The following is an 18694-nucleotide window of genomic DNA, read 5'->3' on the forward strand; positions in this document are numbered from 1 at the left end:
CCTGTTCACGGCCGCCGGGCCCGCCGCGCACCCCATGTGCGAGGTGTGCGCGGGCTGTCGGCGCACCCTGAGGTGTGAATGCACCGGCAAGTGCGCACCGGTTCGGCGCAGGGCTTGAGAGGGTGAGTGAAGTGGCCGCGCAGCGGGGCGGTCGCATGGGTCAGTCTGAATTTCGCCGGATCATGGCCAGATGATGCGGGTACGATCCGCCACCAACACCACACCGCGTCCAACGAGAGGCAGCCGTCATGTCCGAGGTTCAGCAGGAAACGCAGGAAGCGACCGAACTCAAGTCGCAGTACGCCGCCCAGGTCACCGCCGACCTTGAGCGCAACGCCAAGGAGCAGGACCGTCTGGGGGGCGAAGTGGCCGCACTCCAGGCGCAGTTGCAGGCACTGCAGCAGGACCAGGCCCTGCTGGTGAGCGTGCAGCAGGCCTTGGGCGCCAAGAGCCCGGCCGGCCAGGCGCCTGAGGACGACGCCCCCGCGGCCACCGTGCCCGCGCCGCGCAGCGCCCCGGCCGCTGGGGCCAAGCCGGCCCGGCAGAAGAAGGCCGCCGCGGCGAAGCCGAAGGCCAAGAAGGCGGCCGTCAAGAAGCCGGTCGCCAAGAAGGCCGCCGCCGAGAAGGCCGCCCCTGAAAAGGCCCCGGCCAAGAAGGCGGAGCAGGCGGGCCCCGCCCAGCCCACCCTCGGCACCCTCATCCATGACCACCTCAGCGGGCAGAGCGAGCCCCGCTCGGCCGCGGAGGTCACCACCGCGCTCTCCCAGTCCCACCCCGAACGCGGTGTCAAGAACACCGTCGTGCGCACCACGCTGGAGGGTCTGGTCGCCAAGGGCCGCGTGGAGCGCGCCAAGCAGGGCACGTCCGTCTACTACACCGCGACCGCAGCAGCCGCGTCCCCGCAGCCGCAGGACGCCGCCGGCGAGTGAGCACCGTGGCCCGGTGAGCGAAACGTGCCTGCCGGGCGGGCCTGGTATGCCGTCACATTCGCCTCGGGGGAGGCGAGTTGGCGCCTCATGCCAGGTGCTGTGTGCGCTGCCGGGACGGGGAAATGTTCGTGTCGGCGGGCTCAAAAACATGCCGGAGGCGTCAGGCAGTGGTGCCTGGACGCCCCCGGCACAGGAGTTGCGGTTAGCTGCCGAGCTTGTCGACCGCCTGGTAGTAGGTCCAGGCGGTGGCGTTGCAGCTGGTGAGCTTGATGCCGCTGTAGGCGGCGCACACTCTCTTCAGATCGGCGTACAGGGCGCTGTCCAGGCGGGACTTGTTGGCAGTGAAGGTGCCCGCCTGTTTGTAGTTGCGGTAGCCGAAGTCGTGGCGGGCACAGGACATCTGGAAGGGGAACCCGAAGGGGTTGTCGGGGGACGAGGAGCAGTAGTCGGTGGACCAGTCGAAGGCATAGGCGCTCCAGGCGCCCTGGTTGGCGCGGGCCGCGGCCCAGGTGCTGTAGCTGCTCGCACTGGTCTGGGTCCATGTGGCAAGGACCTGGCTCTTGTCGGCCGGTACGGCTGCCGCCGGGGTGGCGGCCAGCGTGCACAGGGCGAGGGCGGCGGATGTGACGGCGGTGGTCAGGAGCTGACGACGCAAGGATTCCTCCGGTGGGGAGTTGGATCCGTGGGCGTCCTCAGGCTCGTTGCGGGGGCGGCGTGAAGCGGGTGCTACGGCGCGGGAGTGGGGTGTGTTTCCCCCGGACAGGGGGGTCGGGCGGGTGAGTCAGGGGCCCGCCGGGCCCACTGCGCGGCCGCCCGGGGTGTGGGGGCGGCCGGCTGGGGTGGAAGGTGCGGGTGGGCCGGGGCGGGTGTGGGGGCGGGGCCGGGTTGTGTGGGCCCCCGGCTGCTGCCCGGGCTGGGGTGGTTGCAGCGGCCCAGTCGGGTGCGGGCGCGTGCAGCGGGGGCGGCCGTTTTCACAGGGCCGGCTGGAGCCAGCCCGTGTCGATCAGCTTGCGCGACCAGGCGTCCATCACCGTGCGGACCTTCTCCAGGTCGGTCCCCCAGTGGTGGGCCAGGCTCTCGACGGCGAGGTCGACGAACCCGTCGTTGCGGCGCAGCGCGAACCACATGCTCGCCGCCAGGGGGGTGCAGCGGAACGTGCCGGTGCGTCCTTCGGCCCGCAGGTCGAGTCGGCCGCTGGCCAGGGCAGTGCTGGTGACTCCGTTACCCGGCAGAATTCGCATGGGGGTCTCCTGGGCGGTTGGTCGTCCGGTGGGCCGGCCCGGCGGGTCCGGTGTATTGAGAATCTCCTGCCGCGCCGATGCGGGCCATGGGCCTGGGCACCTGAGCGCGGTGGTGCCAGCGCCACCCCCCGCAGGCGGTGCCCGCACCACCGCGGGCCGGTCATCTCACCGCGCGACGCGGCGCGTTGACGAGGGCCGAGGCCCCGGGCGGGCAGGCGCTCCACGCCGGGGCGGGCGAGAACCGGGCGCACGGCCCATGAGCGGCCGATGGACGGTCCGCGGGCGGCCGCACAGGCGGTGGGTCACGGCGGCCTGCCGCTCACCGGCGCCTTCCAGGGGCCGGCGGGCCACGGCGCTGCAGGTGTCGGCGCGTTCGGCACAGGGGCCGGGCAGGGCGGGCGGGGTCGGGGGCATTGGGGCGCCGACGGCGCGGGCCGCGCCGCCGGTGGCGTCCGCTGCGGCCCCTCGCCCTGCCGGGCCGCAGCCAGCGGACGGTGAGGCCAGTGAGACCCGGTGAGGGCCGGTGAGGGCCGATCACGCCGGAGGGCCGGGCAGCGGCGGCCGGTTCAGGGCCGCGCGAGGCCGGCCGAGTGGCAGGGCGGCGCCGGCGGCGGGGAGTTGGCGGGCCTCACTTCCTCGCCGCACGCATTGTCCGGGGGCGGGGCCGCGGTCAGGGCTCCCGCGGGAGGTCTGACTCGCCGTCAAAGCCACCGCAAGGCGCGCCCCGCCTGCCGAAACGGCTCGCATCCCTGGGACGCGGCATCCCCGTTCCCACTCCCCCGCCGCGGCACCCACGCCGGGCGCACCGTCCCTCGCTCTCACCCTCCCCTCGATGCGTACGTGACACGCATGTGCGTATGAGATACGCTCTGCGTGTCAGATACGCAGAGCGAGGTGGGGGGATGGCCATGACGCAAACCGAGCCCAGGGCGGGAATGAAGGAGTGGTGCGGCCTGGTGGTGATCGTTCTGGTCACCCTGCTGGTCGCCGTCGACGTCTCGGTCCTCGGGTTCGCGATCGCCCCGCTGAGCAAGGACCTCTCGCCCAGCGCGTCGCAGCTCCTGTGGATCATGGACATCTACAGTTTCGTGCTGGCCGGCACCCTGGTCACGGTGGGCTGGCTGGGCGACCGGATCGGGCGGCGCAAGCTGCTGCTGTTCGGCGCCGCACTGTTCGGCCTGGCATCGGCGGCCGCCTCGTTCTCCACCAGCCCCGAAATGCTCATCGCCTCGCGGGCACTGCTGGGCCTGGCCGCCTCCACCCTGACGCCGACCTCGCTGGCGCTGATCCGCACCATGTTCCACGACACCAAGGAGCGCAAGGCCGCCATCGCCGCCTGGGGCGGCACGCTCACCTCGGGCGCGGCCCTCGGCCCGGTCATCGGCGGCCTGCTGCTCAACAACTTCTGGTGGGGCTCGGTCTTCCTGATCAACACGCCGGTGATGGTGCTGGTGCTGATCCTGGCGCCGCTGCTGCTGCCCGAGCACCGCGATCCCGACCGCGGCCGGCTGGACCTGCTGAGCACGGTGCTGTCGCTGGCCGGTGTGATGACGCTGATCTACGGGTTCAAGGAGCTCGTCATCAACGGCTACAGCCACAGCGCGGCGCTCTGGGCCGCGGCCGGCGCGGTTTTGGTGGTCGCCTTCGTGATCCGGCAGGCCACCGCCGCCCACCCGATGATCGACCTTTCGCTGTTTCGCCGCGGCAGCTTCAGCGGCGCGGTGATCGTCAACATGATGGCGGCCTTCGCCCTGATGGGCTCCAGCGTGCTGACCAACCAGTACCTGCAGATGGTGCTGGGCTACTCGCCGCTGAAGGCGTCGCTGTGGTCGCTGGCGCCGATGCCCGCCATCGGCGTCGCGGTGGGCCTGTCGGCCTCGCTGGGCCGCCGGGTGCGCCCGGCGAAGCTGATCGGCGGCGCGCTGGTGCTCATGGCCGCCGGCTTCGGGGTGCTCACCCGGGTCGAGGTGGACTCCCCCGTCGCGGTGGTGCTGGCCGGTGTGGGTCTGCTGGCCGGCGGCATGGTCGCGGCCAGGACGCTGGCCGCGGAGATCGTGGTCACCTCCGCCCCGCCCGAGCGGGCCGGCTCCTCGGTCGCCGTCTCGGAGACCTTCACCGAGTTCGGCATCGCCTTCGGCTTCGCCACCCTGGGCAGCATCGGCTCCGCGGTGTACCGCGGCGACATGGCGGACGTCAGCCCGGGCGGGGTGGGCGGCCCGGCGCTGCACGCGTTGCGCAACACCATCGGCGGCGCCGCCGAGGTGGCCGCCCATCAGTCCCCCTCGGCGGGCGGTGCGTTGATGAATGCCGGCCGGGAGGCGTTCACGCACGGCCTGCAGGTCGCCTCGCTGGTCGGCGCCGTGCTGATGGCCCTGACGGCGGTGCTCGCCGCGCTGCTGCTGCGCACCACCCCCCTCGAGGCGGCGCTGCCCGGCTCGCTGGAGGCCGCGCAGGGCGGCACCTACGGCGCCGTGCCGCTGCCCGCGCCCGCCGGGGCGGACGGATCCCCCGCCGCCGTCCCGCCCTCCTCCTCCGCCGCCGCCGACGATCCCCGGCGCTAGCCCGAAGCCCCGCAGGAAGAAGGGGAGTCCGTCCTCGTCCGCCTGCCGGTGGGCGAGGACGGACATGTGTGCGTGCACCCGCGGCCCGGCAGCAGGGGCAGCGGCGGGGGTGGGCCGGTCAGTCCAGAAGGCGGCGGCCAGCCCGCAGGGCAATGAGTACCTCGATGCCGTCCAGCACCCGGTGCAGGCCGAAGGAGAAGTCGTCCTCGGCCGCCTCGAAGGTGCCCGCCTCGAGCAGTTCGCGCACCGCGGGGAAGGCCGCGGCGTCGACGAACTTGTCCATCGCCTGCCCGTAAGCGGCCATCAGCTCGGCCTCGCTGACGTCCGGGCGCTCCAGTCCCCCGCGCTGCTGGGCGCTGTTGCGGACGTAGCCGATCAGCAGCAGCATCACCGACAGCTTGTCGCCCGGGGTCAGGCCGCTGCGGCCCAGGGTGCGCAGCCCGCACTCCAGCCAGCTCAGCTGGCCCGGCTCCAGCGGCGGGCCGCCGAGCGGGATCTGCAGCATCCACGGGTGGCGTCGGAAGACGTCCGCGAAGGCGCGGGCCCACCGCTCCAGGCCCGCGCGCCATTCCTCCTCGCCCTCTGCCGGGGCGGGCGGCGGCCCGTAGGCCATATCGAGCATGAGCGCCTGCAGTTCGTCCTTGCTCGCCACGTGCCGGTACAGCGACATGGTGGCGAAGTCGAGGCGCTCGGCGACCTTGGCCATCGACAGTGCGCCGAGCCCGTTCTCGTCGGCGAACTCGATCGCCGCCTCGACGATGCGCGCCGTGCTCAGCCCGCGGCGGCCGCGCTGCTGCCGGTTGCGCAGGTCCCACAGCACCTGGATGCTGCCCGGCAGCTCCGCGCCCTCACCGCTGGTCATGGACCCTCCGCCTTCCTTCATCCCCGCACCACCCCGTCCGTCCTCGTGCGTCCTTGTGTGTCCTCGTGCGCGAGGCCGCAAGACCAAGAACCCAAGAACCCAAGAACCCAAGAGCCCGGGAGCCCTGGGAGCCCGGGGGCTCTTGCGCTGCGTGCGTATCGCGCACGCATTGCGTCCATCGTATGCGGCGCCGGCCGGGCCCGGGGGCGGCGTGGCGGGCCGTGTCCGGGCGGCCGTAGTGCCGGATCGGTCCCTTCCGGAAAGCACCCGCAGCGCACGCACCGGGATGGCAGCGGCGTGGCAGCCGTATCGCGGCCGAATTCCCGTCGTATTCCTGTCGCTTCTGCGTCGAATCGCAGTGGAGGGGCCCGTGGTGTCCTGTGGGGCGGATTTCAGGGGCGGGTGCGGGACGTGGCGGTGGTCCGGTGCGGGGGTGTCCGCGGCTTCCCGGCGGGCGGCCGGGGGGGGTGTCGCGGCGGGCCGGATAGGGGGAGTTAGGGGTTCAGCCGCCCCCCGTGGCGCCCCTACCGTGGCCCATGAGGTTTCCGACGCAGCGTATTTCGGCGAACCGAGCCATAACTCTTAGCGGGGTGCGACGTTGGTCAGCCACTCGTATTCGTCAGTCTCGTCCGTCTCGTCGGGGGAAGAATCCGCCTCGTCGGGGGAGGAATCCGCTCCGAATTCCGGGCCGGCCGTGAATTCCGGGCCGGTTTCCCGGTCCGAACTCGTGCACGGCCTGCTGGACGACGCTCTCGCCGAGGTGCCTGAGGCTTCCGCGGTCCGCGATGCGGCCGGTGCCTGGACGTACCGGGAACTGGCCGCCTACAGCCACGCGTTCGCCTGCTGGCTGCACGGGCAGGGGGTGCGCCGCGGCGACCGGATCGTGCTGCAGCTGCCCACCGGCCGCGAGCTGGCCGCGATGTTCTACGGGGCCTCCCGGCTGGGTGCGGTGTTCGTGCCGCTGAACCCGTCGATGAAGGCGTTCCACCTGCGGCATGTCATCGACAACTGCGAGCCGGTGCTGCTGTTGGGCGATGCGGCGAGCGCGCAGCGGCTGGGTGAGCTCACCGGCCGGCCGGTGCACGAGACGGCCGGGGTGTGGGCTGCGGTGGAGCAACTGCATGCCGGCGGCGCCCGGTTGGAGGACCAGCCGGTGCAGGCCGGCGATGTGGCGACCCTCATCTACACCTCCGGGTCCACCGCCGCGCCCAAGGCGGTCATCTGCCCGCACGCGCAGGTCGCCTTCGCCTCCCGGGCGCTGACCGAGGCGCTCGGCTACCGGCCCGACGACGTGGTGTTCTGCCGCTTCCCGATGTCGTGGGACTACGGCCTGTACAAGGTGCTGATGACGTGTCTGGCGCGCTGCGAGATCGTGCTCGCCGACCGGGACTCCGATCTGGTGCTGGTGCGCCGGATGCGGGAGACGGGGGCGACGGTGGTGCCGCTGGTGCCCTCGCTCGCCTCGATGATCGTCACCCTGGCGCAGCGGGACACCGAACCGGCGGCGCCGGTGCGGCTGTTCACCAACACCGGGGCGGCGCTGCCGCAGGCCACCATCGACGCGTTGCGCGCGCAGTTTCCCGGGGTGCGGGTGGTGCGCCAGTACGGGCAGACCGAGGCCAAGCGGATCACCGTGATGCCGCCGCAGGAGGACGGTGAGCGGCCCGGCGCGGTCGGGCTGCCGCTGCCCGGCACCCGGGTGCTGATCCTGGACGCGGACGGCGCCGAGGTGCCCGTCGGGGAGGTCGGGGAGATCGTCGCGGCCGGGCCGCATGTGATGCCCGGCTACTGGCGCAGCCCGGAGCTGAGCGCGAAGGCGTTTCGCACCGACCCGCTCAGCGGGGAGCGGCGGCTGCACACCGGCGACTACGGCAGCCTGGACGCGGACGGCTACCTGTACTTCGAGGGCCGGCGCGACGACATGTTCAAACGCAAGGGCTTTCGGATGAGCACCCTGGAGATCGAGGGTGCCGCGATGGACATCCCGGGCGTGCGGGCGGCGGCCGCGCTGCCGCCCAGCGAAGCCCACGACCTGGCGCTGTTCGTGGAGAGCGACCTGCCCCCGCGGACCGTTTTGAAGGAACTCACCCAGCGTCTGGAACCCGCCAAGGTGCCCGCCATCTGCCGGGTGCTGAGCGACTTCCCGCTCACCCAGCACGGCAAGAACGCCCGCCGGGAACTGGCCCTGCTGCTCGAGGGGAGCACCCGATGAGCCCGCACACCAGCACCGACACCAACACCAACACCCGTACCGGCACCGGCCCGGACACCAGTACCGGTACCAACGCGAGCACCGGCACGAGCACCGGCCCGGGCGCGGGCACGGGCGGTGTGGACGCGGCCGAGCTGGCCGCCCGGTACGGCACCCCGCTGTACGTGTACGACCTTGAGCGGGTGCGGGCCGCGCGGCGCGAGCTGTTCGGCTTCCTGCCGGAGGGCTTCGAGGTGTTCTACGCCTTCAAGGCCAACCCGCACCCCGACCTGGTGCGGGCGCTGCGCACCGGAGGGGATGTTCCCGCCTGCCGGGCCGAGATCAGCTCGACCGGGGAGCTGGCGGCCGCGCTGGAGGCGGGCTACCAGGGCGCCGACATCCTCTACACCGGACCCGGCAAGACGCCGGGCGAGCTGCGCGAGGCGCTTGCGGGCGGGGTGGGCACCTTCTCCGCGGAGTCGCTGAGCGACCTGCAGCACATCGGGGCGGCCGCACTGGAGGCGGGCACCCGCGCCGACTGCCTGCTGCGCATCAACAGTGCCACCGCCAGCGCCACCACCAGCATCCGGATGACCGGCACACCCACCCAGTTCGGCATCGACAGCGAGACCGTCGCCGAACTGGCGCCGCAGCTGCGGGCGGTGGCCGGCGCCCGCATCGCCGGCCTGCACCTGTTCTCGCAGAGCAACGCCCGCGACGAGGCGGCGCTGATCGACGAGCTCACCCACACCATCGCGGTGGCGGCCGCCGTCCAGGAGGATTTGGGCGTGCCGCTGCAGCTGCTGGACATCGGCGGCGGCTTCTCCGTCCCCTACGCCCAGCAGGGCGAGCGGGCCCGCTATCCCGGGCTGCGGACGGCGCTGGAGGCGGCGCTGGACGTGCACTTCCCGCACTGGCGCCAGGGCGCACCGCGGCTGGCGGTGGAGTCCGGGCGCTATCTGTCCGGCGACAGCGGCACCCTCGTCACCCGGGTCAGCAATGTGAAGGTCAGCCGGGGCAGGAAGTTCGTCATCGTGGACGCCGGCATCAACACCTTCGGCGGCATGTCCGGGCTGGGCCGGCTGCTGCCGGTCAGCGTGCACGTCCAGGCCGGCGCGGACACCGAGAAGGCCAGCCTGGTGGGGCCGCTGTGCACGCCCGGCGATGTGCTGGGCCGGCAGATCGACCTGCCCGCCCATCTCCAGGAGGGCGATGTGGTGACGGTGCCCAACGCCGGCGCCTACGGGCCCACCTCCAGCCTGCTGATGTTTCTGGGCCGGCCGGCGCCGGCCGAAGTGGCGGTGGACGGCGGCCGGGTGGTCTCGGCCGGCCGTATCGAGCATGTGCGCACCGCGCTGACGGCGGGAGAGGCCCCGTGAGCGGGCCCGCTCTGCCCGCGCCGGGCCAAGGCGGGCAGCCGGTGCGCGCGAAAGGCACGGTGATCGTCACCTCGCTGGCCTCCGACTCGCACACCTGGAACCTGGTCTTCCTGCAGCTGCTGATCGAGGAGTGCGGCTACGAGGTCGTCAACCTCGGCCCGTGCGTGCCCGATGACCTGCTGGTGTCCGAATGCCATGCGCTGGAGCCGGACATGGTCGTCATCAGCAGCGTCAACGGCCACGGCTACCAGGACGGACTGCGGGTGATCGGGCAGCTGCGCGCGCTGGCCCCGCTGGCCGCCACCCCCATCGTGATCGGCGGCAAACTGGGCACCGACGGCGACCAAATGGCCGCCCGGGCCGCCGAACTGACCGCCGCCGGCTTCGACTCGGTCTTCGAGGACGGGCAGGACCCGGTGAGCGCCTTCCGCGGTTTCCTGTCCGCGCTGCCGCCGCCCGAGCAGGCCGCCCTCGACGACGGCGACCGGGTGGCGCTGTGAGCGGGCCGGCCCGGCTGTGGCGCCGCCGCGCCGACGCCCGACGCCAGCGGCCCGTCGACTTCGGCGCGTTCGTGCGGCGGGCGGGCGCCGCCGGACGCCTGGTGGTGCAGCCGAGGATGGGCTTCGGCGACCCGCAGCAGATGCGCGCCGGGCTGATCGCCGCCAAGAACGCCGACGCCACCACGGTGGGCACCCTGACCCTGGACAGCTACACCCGCGTCGGCGAGCTCGAGGCGGTGACGACGGCACTGCGCGAGGGCATCGCCCTCAACGGCTACCCGGTCGTCAGCCACCCCCCGGCCACCACCGCGGCCGTCCTGGACGGGGTGCGCGATGCCTCCTTCCCCGTCCAGGTCCGCCACGGCTCGGCCACCCCCATCGACATCTTCTGGTCCCTGCTGCGGCTGGGCCTGAACGCCACCGAGGGCGGCCCGGTCTCCTACTGCCTGCCCTACGGCCGCACCCCGCTGGCCGACGGCGTCAAGAACTGGGAGGCCTGCTGCGCGCTGTACCGGCGGCTGTACGACGCGGGCATCGAACCGCACCTGGAGACGTTCGGCGGCTGCATGATGGGCCAGCTGTGCCCGCCCAGCCAGCTGGTCGCCATCAGCTTCCTGGAGGCGATGTTCTTCGCCCAGCACGGCATCCGCTCCCTGTCGCTGAGCTACGCCCAGCAGACCGACCCCGGCCAGGACCGCGAGGCGGTCCGCGCGCTGGGCCGGCTGTGCCGCGAACTGCTGCCCACCCACAACTGGCACATCGTCATCTACGCCTACATGGGCGTGTATCCCGAGACCTACCGCGGCGCCCACCACCTGCTGGGGCGCGCCGCCGAGCTGGCGGTGACCACCGGCGCGCAGCGGCTGATCGTCAAGACGGTCGCCGAGTCGCGCCGTATCCCCACCGTCGCGGAGAACGTGCTGGCCCTGGAGTACGCCGACGCCGTCGCCCGCCGCACCCCCGCACCCCCCGGCGTATCGGGCGTATCGGGTGCATCGGGTGGGGAGGTGGATTCGGAGACGTATGCGGAGGCCCGCGCCCTGGTCGACGCGGTGCTCTGCCTCGACGACGACATCGGGCGGGCGCTGCTGGCCGCCTTCCGCCGCGGCTACCTCGACGTGCCCTACTGCGTCCACCCCGACAACGCCGGCCGCGCCCGCAGCTACATCGGCGCCGACGGCCGGCTGCGCTGGGCCGATCTGGGCCGGCTGCCGCTGCGCGGCATCGCCGAGCAGCAGCCCACCCGGAAGATCGGCTCGGCGGACCTGCTCAAGGACCTCTTCCACATCCGGCGGATGTACGACGACCCGGCCGCCGCCCTCGACAGCGCCACCACCCCCCTGCTGCGCGGCTGAAACGCACACCACAGGGGCCGGCCGCCCGGAACGCGGCAGCACACAAACACGAACGCAGCACGCAGCACGCAGCACGCAGCACACGGCACACGGCACACGGCACGGAAAACTGACGGGCCGCAGAAAAGCCGGCAGGCCGCAGGAAGCAGCAATTCGGGCCGGCCGGGCAACGAACAGGCCGCAGGCGACAGGGAGTCACCCGTGAGGAAACAGGGACCGCGCACCGCAGATGGGGGCCTGACGTGAGCACGCAGACGACCGTGGACAGCAGCGCGTGGATCCGCCGCTTCCATCCCGCCGCGCACGCCGCGCACCGGCTGGTGTGCTTCCCGCACGCGGGCGGCGCGGCGTCCTTCTACTTCCCCGTCTCCCGCACCCTGGCACCGGACGTGGACGTGCTGGCGATCCAGTACCCCGGCCGCCAGGACCGGCGCCACGAGCCGTGCATCGACAGCATTCCCGCCCTCGCCGACGCGGTGGCCGAGCAGATCGAGCCGTGGTGCCAGGGGCCCGTGACGTTCTTCGGGCACAGCATGGGCGCCTCGCTCGCCTTCGAGGTGGCCCGGCGCCTGGAGGAGCGGGGCACGGTCCTGCACGGGCTGTTCGCCTCGGGCCGGCGCGCCCCCTCGGCGGTACGCGACGAGCGGGTGCACCTGCTGGACGACGACGGGCTGATCACCGACATCAGCCGGCTCAGCGGCACCGACACCCAGGTACTCGGCGACCCCGAGATCCTGCGCATGATCCTGCCGGCGGTCCGCGCCGACTACCGGGCCGCGGAAACCTACCGCTACACCCCCGGCCCACCCCTGACCTGCCCGCTGTTCGCCCTCACCGGCGACGACGACCCCCAGGTCACCCTCGAGGAGGCCCGCGCCTGGGGCGAGCACACCACCGGCCCCTTCACCCTGCAGGTGTTTGCCGGCGGCCACTTCTACCTCAACGCCCAGGCCCCCGCGGTGATCGAGACCCTCCGCAGCCACCTGCGCTGACCCAGCCCCACCCCGCCCAGACCGCGAAACCCAGGCCGCTGCCCCCCGTCGGCGGCCTGGGTTTCGCCTGTTCTCACCCCCGCCCACTGCCTGCGGCACAGCCACGTCACCCACCAGATCGAGGGCGGGGCGGACCCGGCGTTCGTGCAGCGGCAGGTGGGGCACCGCTTCGCCTCGACCACTACGCCTTCTCCAAGATGCTCACCTACGCCCACCACGTCGGCCTATTCGCCGAAGAGATCGGCCCCTCCGGCGAGCAGCTCGGGAACTTTCCGCAAGCCTTCACCCACTTGGCCCTGCTCGATGCCGCCCTCGCCCTGGACGAGGAGCTCGACCGCGCCGAAGGCCGAACCGGCTGACCGCACGAACCGCCGGCGGGTAGCAACGCCCCTGCTGTGTCAAGGTCACTGCTGCGGCACCCTCGGCGGTGTCGTCGTCCCGGTTGCGGCGGCACGGGGCCTGCCGACGCGCGGCAGGAGTGCCGCGGCAAGCAGCCCGCCCAGGCCCACGACCGCGAGCGCCGCCATCGCCGCAGCGTAGGCGCCCTTGCTGAGCCCTGACACCAGGATCGTTCCCGCGACGGCAGTGCCGAGTGAGGAGCCGAGGTTGGAGATGCTGCGCGACAGGCCGGAGATCTCGCCCTGCTGCGTCTCGGGGAAGCACGACTGGACCACGTTCACCGACGGGGTGAGCATCACCCCCAGCCCCAGTCCGATCAGCAGCAGGCCGGGGGCGAACGCCCAGGGGCCGGGCTTCCAGGCGACCAGGACCAGCAGCACGGCGATGCCGGCGGTCGTCACGACGAAGCCCGCCATGATGAGAGTGCGCTGTGCGCGGCGCCGGGCCAGCTTCTCGGCTGCCAGTGAGGAAGCGAGGATGCCGAGGGTCGCGGCGGTGAAGATGACACCGGTCTCGATCGCGTCGTAGTCGCGGACGACCTGCAGGTAGGCGGCGACGGTGAACGAGACGCCCATCAGCATCAGCCACTGCGTGTTCTGGGTGACCAGGCCGAGGTTGGAGGTGCGGTTGCGGAACAGCACGGTCGACAGCAGCGCCTCCCGGCCGGCGCGCTCGCGGCCGCGCACCCAGACGAAGAAGCCGAACAGCACAAGCGCGCCGGCCAGCAGCAGGCCCAGCGCCAGCCAGCCGTTGTTGTCGACGGCCAGGATGCCGGTCACCAGCAGCACCAGGCCCGCCGCCGACAGCACGGCCCCGACCATGTCGAAGGGCCGGGCGGGGTCGGACGGCAGCGGATCGGGAATCCGACGGCTGAGCACCACGATCACCACGATCACCAGCGCCTGGAACACGAACGCGGCCCGCCAGCTGATCGCGCTCGTGATCAGCCCGCCGATCAGCGGACCGGCGGCCGCACCGATCCCGCCCATCGCCATGATCGCGCCGAACGCACGAGCCCGGGACGCCATGTCGGTGAACAGCAGCGTGGTCAGGACGTAGACCGGCGGGATCAGCAGCGCCGTACCCACACCCTGCAGAATCGAGTTGCCGAGGATCAGCACGCCCAGCCCCGGCGCGGCAGCACTGAGCACCGCCCCCACCCCGTAGACCACGAGCCCCGCCAGCAGGCAGCGCTTGCGCCCCCACTTGTCGGTCAGCTTCCCGCCCGGGATCATCAACGCGGCCATCACCAGCAGAAAGATCGTGATCGCGACCTGCACACCCTGCACGGTGGTGTCCAGGTCCTCGCTGATGTCGTTGATCATCACATTCATGTTCGAGCCCGCGAAACTGCAGATGAACTGCGCCAACGCCAGCGGGGCGAGCACTCGCCGTGCCCCCGCCGCACCTCCCCTGGCTCCCGCCGCTGCCGTCCCTGCCATGCGCCACCTGCCCATCTGCCGAGTTTCCTGCCTGAGGAACTGCGGCTTGGTCTCCGCTAGCCCGGCGCTGACGGAAACCGCCGCCACGACCGTCGCACGGCCAAACGCCGCAGGGTCGAAGGCGCGCAGCAATAGCCACCACCACGATCATGGCCGCAGGCTCCCTCGCCGGCGCGGTGCTGGGCACCCTGCCTCTGGGGCTGTTCCTGAACCTGGTGCTGATGCGCTGCTGGCCGTGGTCCTGCTCGTCTCCGCGGTCAAGCTCGCCCGTCACCACTGACATAGGGCGGTTCACGGCACCGCATTGCGCACCTTCTGACAGCCGCAACCACCAGCAGGGCCGGGCGCTGCCGCGGGCCGTATCGCCGCCGTGCGCCGCACGCAACCTGCTTGGTGCAAGGTGTCCTGGTGCAGGGCGTCTTGGCCCGCCGTCCCGCGTCCCCTGCCGGCTGCCGGTCAGGGCACGCGCCCGGAGCGGATGGGGGCGCGGCCGGTGGTGGCGCCGCAGGGCGGGCGGGCGGTCAGTGGGCGGAGAATCCGCCGTCGACGAAGAGCGCCTGCCCGGTGATGTAGGCGGCGCCGCGGCCGGCGAGGAAGACCGCCGCGCCCGCGAAGTCCTCGGCCAGACCGTTGCGTCCCACCAGCGTGCGCGCGGCCAGCGCCGCCACCGCCTCGGGATCGGACGCCAGCCGCGCGTTGAGCGGGGTCAGCACGAACCCCGGCACGAGCGTGTTGCAGGTGACGCCGTACGGCGACCAGGCCTCGGCCTGGGAACGGGCAAGTGACTCCAGCGCCCCCTTGGAGACGCCGTAGGCGCCGCTTTGGGCGAACGCCCGGTGCGCCTGCTGGGAGGTGACTTGACATCCTCCCCCTCTCAAAAGAGGGGGATTCCAACCCAGGTGGGTTGAGGTTCACGGACGTTCGACCGCTGGTTGGGCGGTGTCGTCCCTCCGGCACCGGCTGATCGCCGGGGGCGGGGGATCCCGCCCTGTCCTGCCGCGATGTTGGTTGCTGCGTTGGTGTCGGCGTTGCAGGTGAAACCGCAGGAGGAGCAGACGAACTCGGCTTGGCTCTTGCGCGAGTTCTTGTCGATCCATCCGCAGGCGCTGCACCGCAGACTCGTGTACGGGGCGGGTACGTCCTCGACGCGGCCGGGGGCTTTGCGCCCGGTGCGCTGCCGCAGCAGGCCCCATCCTTGAGCGAGGATGCCCCGGTTCAGCCCTGCCTTGGCCGCCCGTCCGTTCTTCAGGAACTGTCCGCTCTGCTCGGGGTCGGGCTTCGGCTTCGCCGACGCCGTCATGTTCTTGATGTTCAGCTTCTCGAACCGCACCACGTCGTAGGACCTGGCGAGCATCGTGCTTGTCTTCTCGCACCAGTCCTTGCGCCGATCGGCTTCGCGGGCCCTCAGGCGTGCGGCCTTCGCATACTCGGCCCTCTTCTCCTCGCTGCCCTTCGCGGCGCGGGACGCGCGGCGCTGGTGCTTGCGGACCTGCGCCCGCTCTTTGACGGTCAGCTGGGGACAGTTCAGTTTCCGTCCGTCCGAGAGGGCGGCGGTGAGGGTGACGCCCCGGTCGATACCGATGACCTCACCCGTGCCCGGGGCATCGAGGGGGGCCGGGACAACGGCGAACGCGACATGCCACTGCCCGTTGCGGCAGGTGACACGGAACGTCTTCGCCGACGGGAGTTCAGTGCGGGTGAGACGGAAGCGGACCCAGCCACAGCCGGGCACCTTGACCTGAGCCCACCGCCGGTTGAGCTTGTGCACCACGACCGAGCGGCCCATGACCTGCCTGCCGGTCTTCGCGTTCCACTTCGCCGTGCCGTCCTCGTGGAACTCCGGGACCCGGTCGCTGCCGATGACCCGGAAGCCTTCATGCTTGAACTTCTTGCGCCAGGTCGGCTCGCCGAACCCGGAAGTGAACCGTGCGGCTTTGGCCTTGGCGAAGTCCTGCAGCGCCTGCTGCTGAACATCCGCGTTCCCAGCACCGAGCCACTCGTTGTCGCGCCGGGCCTCGGTGAGCTGGCGGCACTGCTCGGCGAACCCGGGCGCGGACTTCCGCCAGCGCTTCCAGTGCGCGTGCTGCTCGACTGCCAGGTTCCACACGTACCTCGCGTGCGCGCAGTGCAGCAGCATCTGCTGCTCCTGCTCGTCCGTGGGGTACATACGAAACCTTGCCATGGTCCCATTCTAGCTCGAGGATAGGACCATGAAGCATGTGAACCTGAGGCTCCCCGACGATCTGCACGAACAGGCCGTGGCCGCTGCCGCTACCGACGACCGCTCGCTGAATTCTTGGCTGGTCTCCGTCGTGCGACGTGCTGTTGAGTCCAGTGAGGCGCCGAATCGCCCTGGCGGCGATCCGGCTTCCCCTGCCCCGCTACGCGGCAACGGGCATTCACCCCGGCACTGAAGGACCGGGCACCCTGCCCGGAAGACAGGTGGATGATCCGCCCGAAGCCGCGTTCGGCCATGCCGGGGGCGAAGCGCTGTCCCAGCAGATAGGGCGCCTCAAGATTCACCGCCATCGTGGTGTCCCACACCTCCTCGTCCAACTCGCCCATCGGCGGCCGCAGGTTGATCCCGGCACAGTTGACGAGGATGTCGGGCTCCCCGAACACCCCGGCCACCTCCTCGGCCGCCGCACGCACCCCCTCGCGGCTGCCCAGGTCGGCGCTCACCCAGGCCGCCCGGCAGCCCGCCGCCTCCAGTTCGCCCACCGCATCGGCCAGCTGGGCCTTTTGACGCGCCACGATCACAACGCCCGCTCCCGCCCGCGCCAGGGCCCCGGCAATGACCCGGCCGATACCGGAACTGCCGCCGGTCACCACGGCGACCCGGCCCTGAAGCGAGAACAGTTCGGAGAGATACGCCTGCGTCGTCATGCCCGCACCCTAACCGGCACCCCGGTGACCTCCTGAAAAGCCTGTCACCGGCCGGGCTCCGGCGACCTCACGGCATACCGCCCTCCCCCCGCCTTCCCCCGCGATCTCCCGCGGTCTCCTTGCGGGGTACGGCCGTGTGCCGGTGCCCGGCCGCACCCCGGCCGGCCGCACCGTTGGCAACGCCCGGTGCGATGCCGGGCCCTGTTTTTCCTCCCCGATCCGGGTTTCACCCAGCAGATTTGCCAGGACTTGCCAAAGCATGCCCGCATGTGCCAACTCCGGGAAATGCACAGCTCAGACGGGGTGAGGCGGTGACGGACCCGGGGCGCCTGCCGCCCGAACTGCGCCTCCTTTCCGCCTTCTTGAGCGGATCCCGAGCGAATGCCGAGGGATTCCCAAGCCTGTGTTGCCAATCTTCTTGGCAAGAGGTTGCCAACACGGAACACACAAGTTGTCACAAGGGAGTCCGGCCATGAAGAACATCGCCCGCATCTGCGTCACCGCCGCCGCTGTCGCCACCGCCCTGTTCGCCACCGGCGGCATCGGCTCCGCGGCCACCGCGGACGCCATCGGCTGGCCGACCGCCCACACCACGGCCCTGCAGGCCTCCGCCACCGGCGACATCGGCTGGCCCATCGCCCCGGCCACCACCAACGGCGGCATCGGCTGGCCCGTCGCCCCCGCCACCGCCGTGCAGGCCTCCGCCACCGGCGACATCGGCTGGCCCATCGCGCCCGCCACCGCCGTCCAGGCCTCCGCCACCGGCGACATCGGCTGGCCCATCGCGCCCGCCACCGCCGTCCAGGCCTCCGCCACCGGCGACATCGGCTGGCCGACCGCCCCCGCCACCACCAACGGCGGCATCGGCTGGCCCGTCGCCCCCGCCACTGCTGCGGTCTGAGCGTGCGGAGGGCCCGAGTGCCCGTCCACGGCGGCTTGAGCAGGAGGCGACACGGTGGGTGCACGGACCGCTCGGTCCGTCCCGGCAGCCGGAAGGAAGTCCGCCCCATGGCGCAGACACCGTGGAACGCGAAGTTCGAGACCATCCTCCGGCAGGGCCTGCCCGGCCTGGGCAAGGACAAGGCACCCGCCGCGGATGTCCCGATGGAGACCTACGGCCTGGACTCCCTGGCGCTCATCGGCATCGTCAGCACCCTGGAGTCGGTCTTCGCAGTCAGCCTCGCCGGCCAGGTCACCGTCCCGGTACGCACCCTGACGGCCGGCCAGCTGTGGGGCGTCCTGTCCGCCGCACTCCAGCCCGCCTGGGACATGGACCTGCCCGCCGCCCCCGGCAGCCGGGGACGCAGCCCCAGCCCCTGGGCCGTCGCCTGACCCACCGCCCGCCCCGCGCCTGAACGCGCGAGCGAACCGAGAAGCCCCCGCCGGCCACCGTGCCGCGACGGGGGCTTCGGCCGTTCCCGGCCGGCGCGGCAGGCCCGGCACGAGCTGCGGCACACAGCGCGCAGTGTGCGCGTACCGGACCGGCGGCCGCGGCAGACCCCTTCCGCGGGATGCGGCGTGAGGGCCAGGCAGGCCCCGCCGCCTTGCGGACGCCCCGGCGGGCCGCACCGACTCCCCCACCGGGCCCCGGTGTTCACCTCCACCGCGGGCGGCAGCCCAGAACGACACCGACACCGCCGGCACACCTGCGTCCGGGTCCGGCCCGGCCCGCATTCGCCACGCGCCGTGCGTCGTACTCCGTACGCAGTGTGTCCGCGGCCGGCTGCCCCTTCGGTTCCGCCCCGGCGGGGAGCATTCCCGCCCCGCCCCGCCCCGGCAGGCCGGGCCGCCGGGCGCTGCCCTACCCGGTACTGCCTCCCGGGCGGCGGGCACACCTCTGCCGTCCCGCCCTGACCCCGTTCTCCCCCAACGCGCCCCGGCTGGCGGCCTGTTGACTGCCCCTCCCCCACACACACATACGCCGGGCGGCCGCCGCGGCAGCACTCCCTCCCCTTCC

General features: G+C 72.3%; 15 protein-coding genes and 3 pseudogenes. 11 read left to right on the plus strand and 7 right to left on the minus strand.

The genetic code is table 11. The features are described 5' to 3' along the window. The first annotated feature begins 248 nt into the window (after positions 1 to 248). Positions 249 to 929 carry a BlaI/MecI/CopY family transcriptional regulator gene (locus ACN6LB_RS37400; protein WP_445029755.1) on the plus strand — a complete coding sequence of 227 codons (681 nt, stop codon included), beginning with the start codon at positions 249 to 251 and terminating at the stop codon, positions 927 to 929. Between the two features lie 202 nt (positions 930 to 1131). Here the strand turns inward: ACN6LB_RS37400 and ACN6LB_RS37405 are convergent, their stop codons facing one another. Next, the gene (locus ACN6LB_RS37405; protein ID WP_445029756.1) at positions 1132 to 1584 is read right to left on the minus strand and encodes a phospholipase; all 453 of its coding nucleotides are present in this window, start codon (positions 1582 to 1584) and stop codon (positions 1132 to 1134) included. A 316-nt stretch (positions 1585 to 1900) separates the two neighbouring features. Continuing rightward, positions 1901 to 2170 carry a PqqD family protein gene (locus ACN6LB_RS37410; RefSeq protein WP_356146958.1) on the minus strand — a complete coding sequence of 90 codons (270 nt, stop codon included), beginning with the start codon at positions 2168 to 2170 and terminating at the stop codon, positions 1901 to 1903. Between the two features lie 902 nt (positions 2171 to 3072). On the opposite strand from ACN6LB_RS37410, the gene ACN6LB_RS37415 reads away from it, so the two are divergent. Continuing rightward, a complete protein-coding gene (locus ACN6LB_RS37415) occupies positions 3073 to 4731 on the plus strand; it encodes an MFS transporter (RefSeq protein WP_445029757.1) in 1659 nt (552 codons plus the stop codon). Between the two features lie 118 nt (positions 4732 to 4849). Here the strand turns inward: ACN6LB_RS37415 and ACN6LB_RS37420 are convergent, their stop codons facing one another. After that, positions 4850 to 5593: a TetR/AcrR family transcriptional regulator gene (locus ACN6LB_RS37420; protein ID WP_445029758.1), complete on the minus strand. Its 744-nt coding sequence runs from the start codon at positions 5591 to 5593 to the stop codon at positions 4850 to 4852. A gap of 727 nt (positions 5594 to 6320) precedes the next feature. Between ACN6LB_RS37420 and ACN6LB_RS37425 the strand changes: the two genes are divergently transcribed. The 6 genes and pseudogenes from ACN6LB_RS37425 to ACN6LB_RS37450 all read left to right on the plus strand — a co-directional run. Continuing rightward, positions 6321 to 7805 carry an AMP-binding protein gene (locus tag ACN6LB_RS37425; protein WP_445029759.1) on the plus strand — a complete coding sequence of 495 codons (1485 nt, stop codon included), beginning with the start codon at positions 6321 to 6323 and terminating at the stop codon, positions 7803 to 7805. Continuing rightward, entirely contained in the window at positions 7802 to 9163 is a 1362-nt protein-coding gene (locus ACN6LB_RS37430; RefSeq protein WP_445029760.1) for a type III PLP-dependent enzyme, read from the plus strand. The genes ACN6LB_RS37425 and ACN6LB_RS37430 overlap by 4 nt, the downstream gene beginning before the upstream one ends. Beyond that, on the plus strand, positions 9160 to 9663 hold the full coding sequence (locus tag ACN6LB_RS37435; RefSeq protein ID WP_445029761.1) for a cobalamin B12-binding domain-containing protein: 504 nt from the start codon (positions 9160 to 9162) through the stop codon (positions 9661 to 9663). Before ACN6LB_RS37430 ends, ACN6LB_RS37435 begins: the two co-directional genes overlap by 4 nt. A gap of 14 nt (positions 9664 to 9677) precedes the next feature. Beyond that, positions 9678 to 11018, plus strand: coding sequence for a methylaspartate mutase (locus ACN6LB_RS37440; protein WP_445029766.1), 1341 nt, complete (start codon positions 9678 to 9680; stop codon positions 11016 to 11018). Between the two features lie 242 nt (positions 11019 to 11260). Continuing rightward, positions 11261 to 12010, plus strand: coding sequence for a thioesterase II family protein (locus tag ACN6LB_RS37445; protein WP_356146982.1), 750 nt, complete (start codon positions 11261 to 11263; stop codon positions 12008 to 12010). A gap of 101 nt (positions 12011 to 12111) precedes the next feature. Then, positions 12112 to 12369 (plus strand): annotated as a pseudogene (locus ACN6LB_RS37450) (glycoside hydrolase family 15 protein); the annotation flags it as partial. A gap of 45 nt (positions 12370 to 12414) precedes the next feature. On the opposite strand, the gene ACN6LB_RS37455 reads toward ACN6LB_RS37450, so the two are convergent. The 3 genes and pseudogenes from ACN6LB_RS37455 to ACN6LB_RS37465 form a co-directional block, all read right to left on the minus strand. Beyond that, positions 12415 to 13851, minus strand: coding sequence for an MFS transporter (locus tag ACN6LB_RS37455; RefSeq protein ID WP_445029762.1), 1437 nt, complete (start codon positions 13849 to 13851; stop codon positions 12415 to 12417). Positions 13852 to 14372: 521 nt separating this feature from the next. Then, positions 14373 to 14708, minus strand: a pseudogene (locus tag ACN6LB_RS37460) (SDR family NAD(P)-dependent oxidoreductase); the annotation flags it as partial. A gap of 17 nt (positions 14709 to 14725) precedes the next feature. Continuing rightward, positions 14726 to 16033, minus strand: coding sequence for an RNA-guided endonuclease InsQ/TnpB family protein (locus ACN6LB_RS37465; protein ID WP_445029763.1), 1308 nt, complete (start codon positions 16031 to 16033; stop codon positions 14726 to 14728). A gap of 28 nt (positions 16034 to 16061) precedes the next feature. Here ACN6LB_RS37465 and ACN6LB_RS37470 point away from each other — a divergent pair, with 28 nt between their 5' ends. Beyond that, positions 16062 to 16265 (plus strand): toxin-antitoxin system HicB family antitoxin, encoded by a 204-nt coding sequence (locus ACN6LB_RS37470; RefSeq protein ID WP_445029764.1) that lies wholly within the window; start codon positions 16062 to 16064, stop codon positions 16263 to 16265. On the opposite strand, the pseudogene ACN6LB_RS37475 reads toward ACN6LB_RS37470, so the two are convergent. Next, positions 16264 to 16737: pseudogene (locus ACN6LB_RS37475) on the minus strand (SDR family NAD(P)-dependent oxidoreductase); the annotation flags it as partial. The gene ACN6LB_RS37470 and the pseudogene ACN6LB_RS37475 overlap by 2 nt on opposite strands. A 472-nt stretch (positions 16738 to 17209) precedes the next feature. Between ACN6LB_RS37475 and ACN6LB_RS37480 the strand changes: the two are divergent. After that, positions 17210 to 17638, plus strand: coding sequence for a hypothetical protein (locus tag ACN6LB_RS37480; RefSeq protein WP_445029765.1), 429 nt, complete (start codon positions 17210 to 17212; stop codon positions 17636 to 17638). A gap of 107 nt (positions 17639 to 17745) precedes the next feature. After that, a complete protein-coding gene (locus ACN6LB_RS37485; protein WP_356143695.1) occupies positions 17746 to 18069 on the plus strand; it encodes an acyl carrier protein in 324 nt (107 codons plus the stop codon). Positions 18070 to 18694: the final 625 nt, after the last annotated feature.

It is taken from the genome of Streptomyces sp. SAS_270, from assembly GCF_052543295.1.

Bases quoted from the DNA above. Each gene is read 5' to 3' on its own strand.
- ACN6LB_RS37410 (WP_356146958.1), bottom strand. From the start codon at position 2,170: ATGCGAATTCTGCCGGGTAACGGAGTCACCAGCACTGCCCTGGCCAGC.
- ACN6LB_RS37455 (WP_445029762.1), bottom strand. From the start codon at position 13,851: ATGGCAGGGACGGCAGCGGCGGGAGCCAGGGGAGGTGCGGCGGGGGCA.
- ACN6LB_RS37485 (WP_356143695.1), top strand. From the start codon at position 17,746: ATGGCGCAGACACCGTGGAACGCGAAGTTCGAGACCATCCTCCGGCAG.
- ACN6LB_RS37430 (WP_445029760.1), top strand. From the start codon at position 7,802: ATGAGCCCGCACACCAGCACCGACACCAACACCAACACCCGTACCGGC.
- ACN6LB_RS37420 (WP_445029758.1), bottom strand. From the start codon at position 5,593: ATGACCAGCGGTGAGGGCGCGGAGCTGCCGGGCAGCATCCAGGTGCTG.
- ACN6LB_RS37470 (WP_445029764.1), top strand. From the start codon at position 16,062: ATGAAGCATGTGAACCTGAGGCTCCCCGACGATCTGCACGAACAGGCC.
- ACN6LB_RS37400 (WP_445029755.1), top strand. From the start codon at position 249: ATGTCCGAGGTTCAGCAGGAAACGCAGGAAGCGACCGAACTCAAGTCG.
- ACN6LB_RS37465 (WP_445029763.1), bottom strand. From the start codon at position 16,033: ATGGCAAGGTTTCGTATGTACCCCACGGACGAGCAGGAGCAGCAGATG.
- ACN6LB_RS37480 (WP_445029765.1), top strand. From the start codon at position 17,210: ATGAAGAACATCGCCCGCATCTGCGTCACCGCCGCCGCTGTCGCCACC.
- ACN6LB_RS37415 (WP_445029757.1), top strand. From the start codon at position 3,073: ATGGCCATGACGCAAACCGAGCCCAGGGCGGGAATGAAGGAGTGGTGC.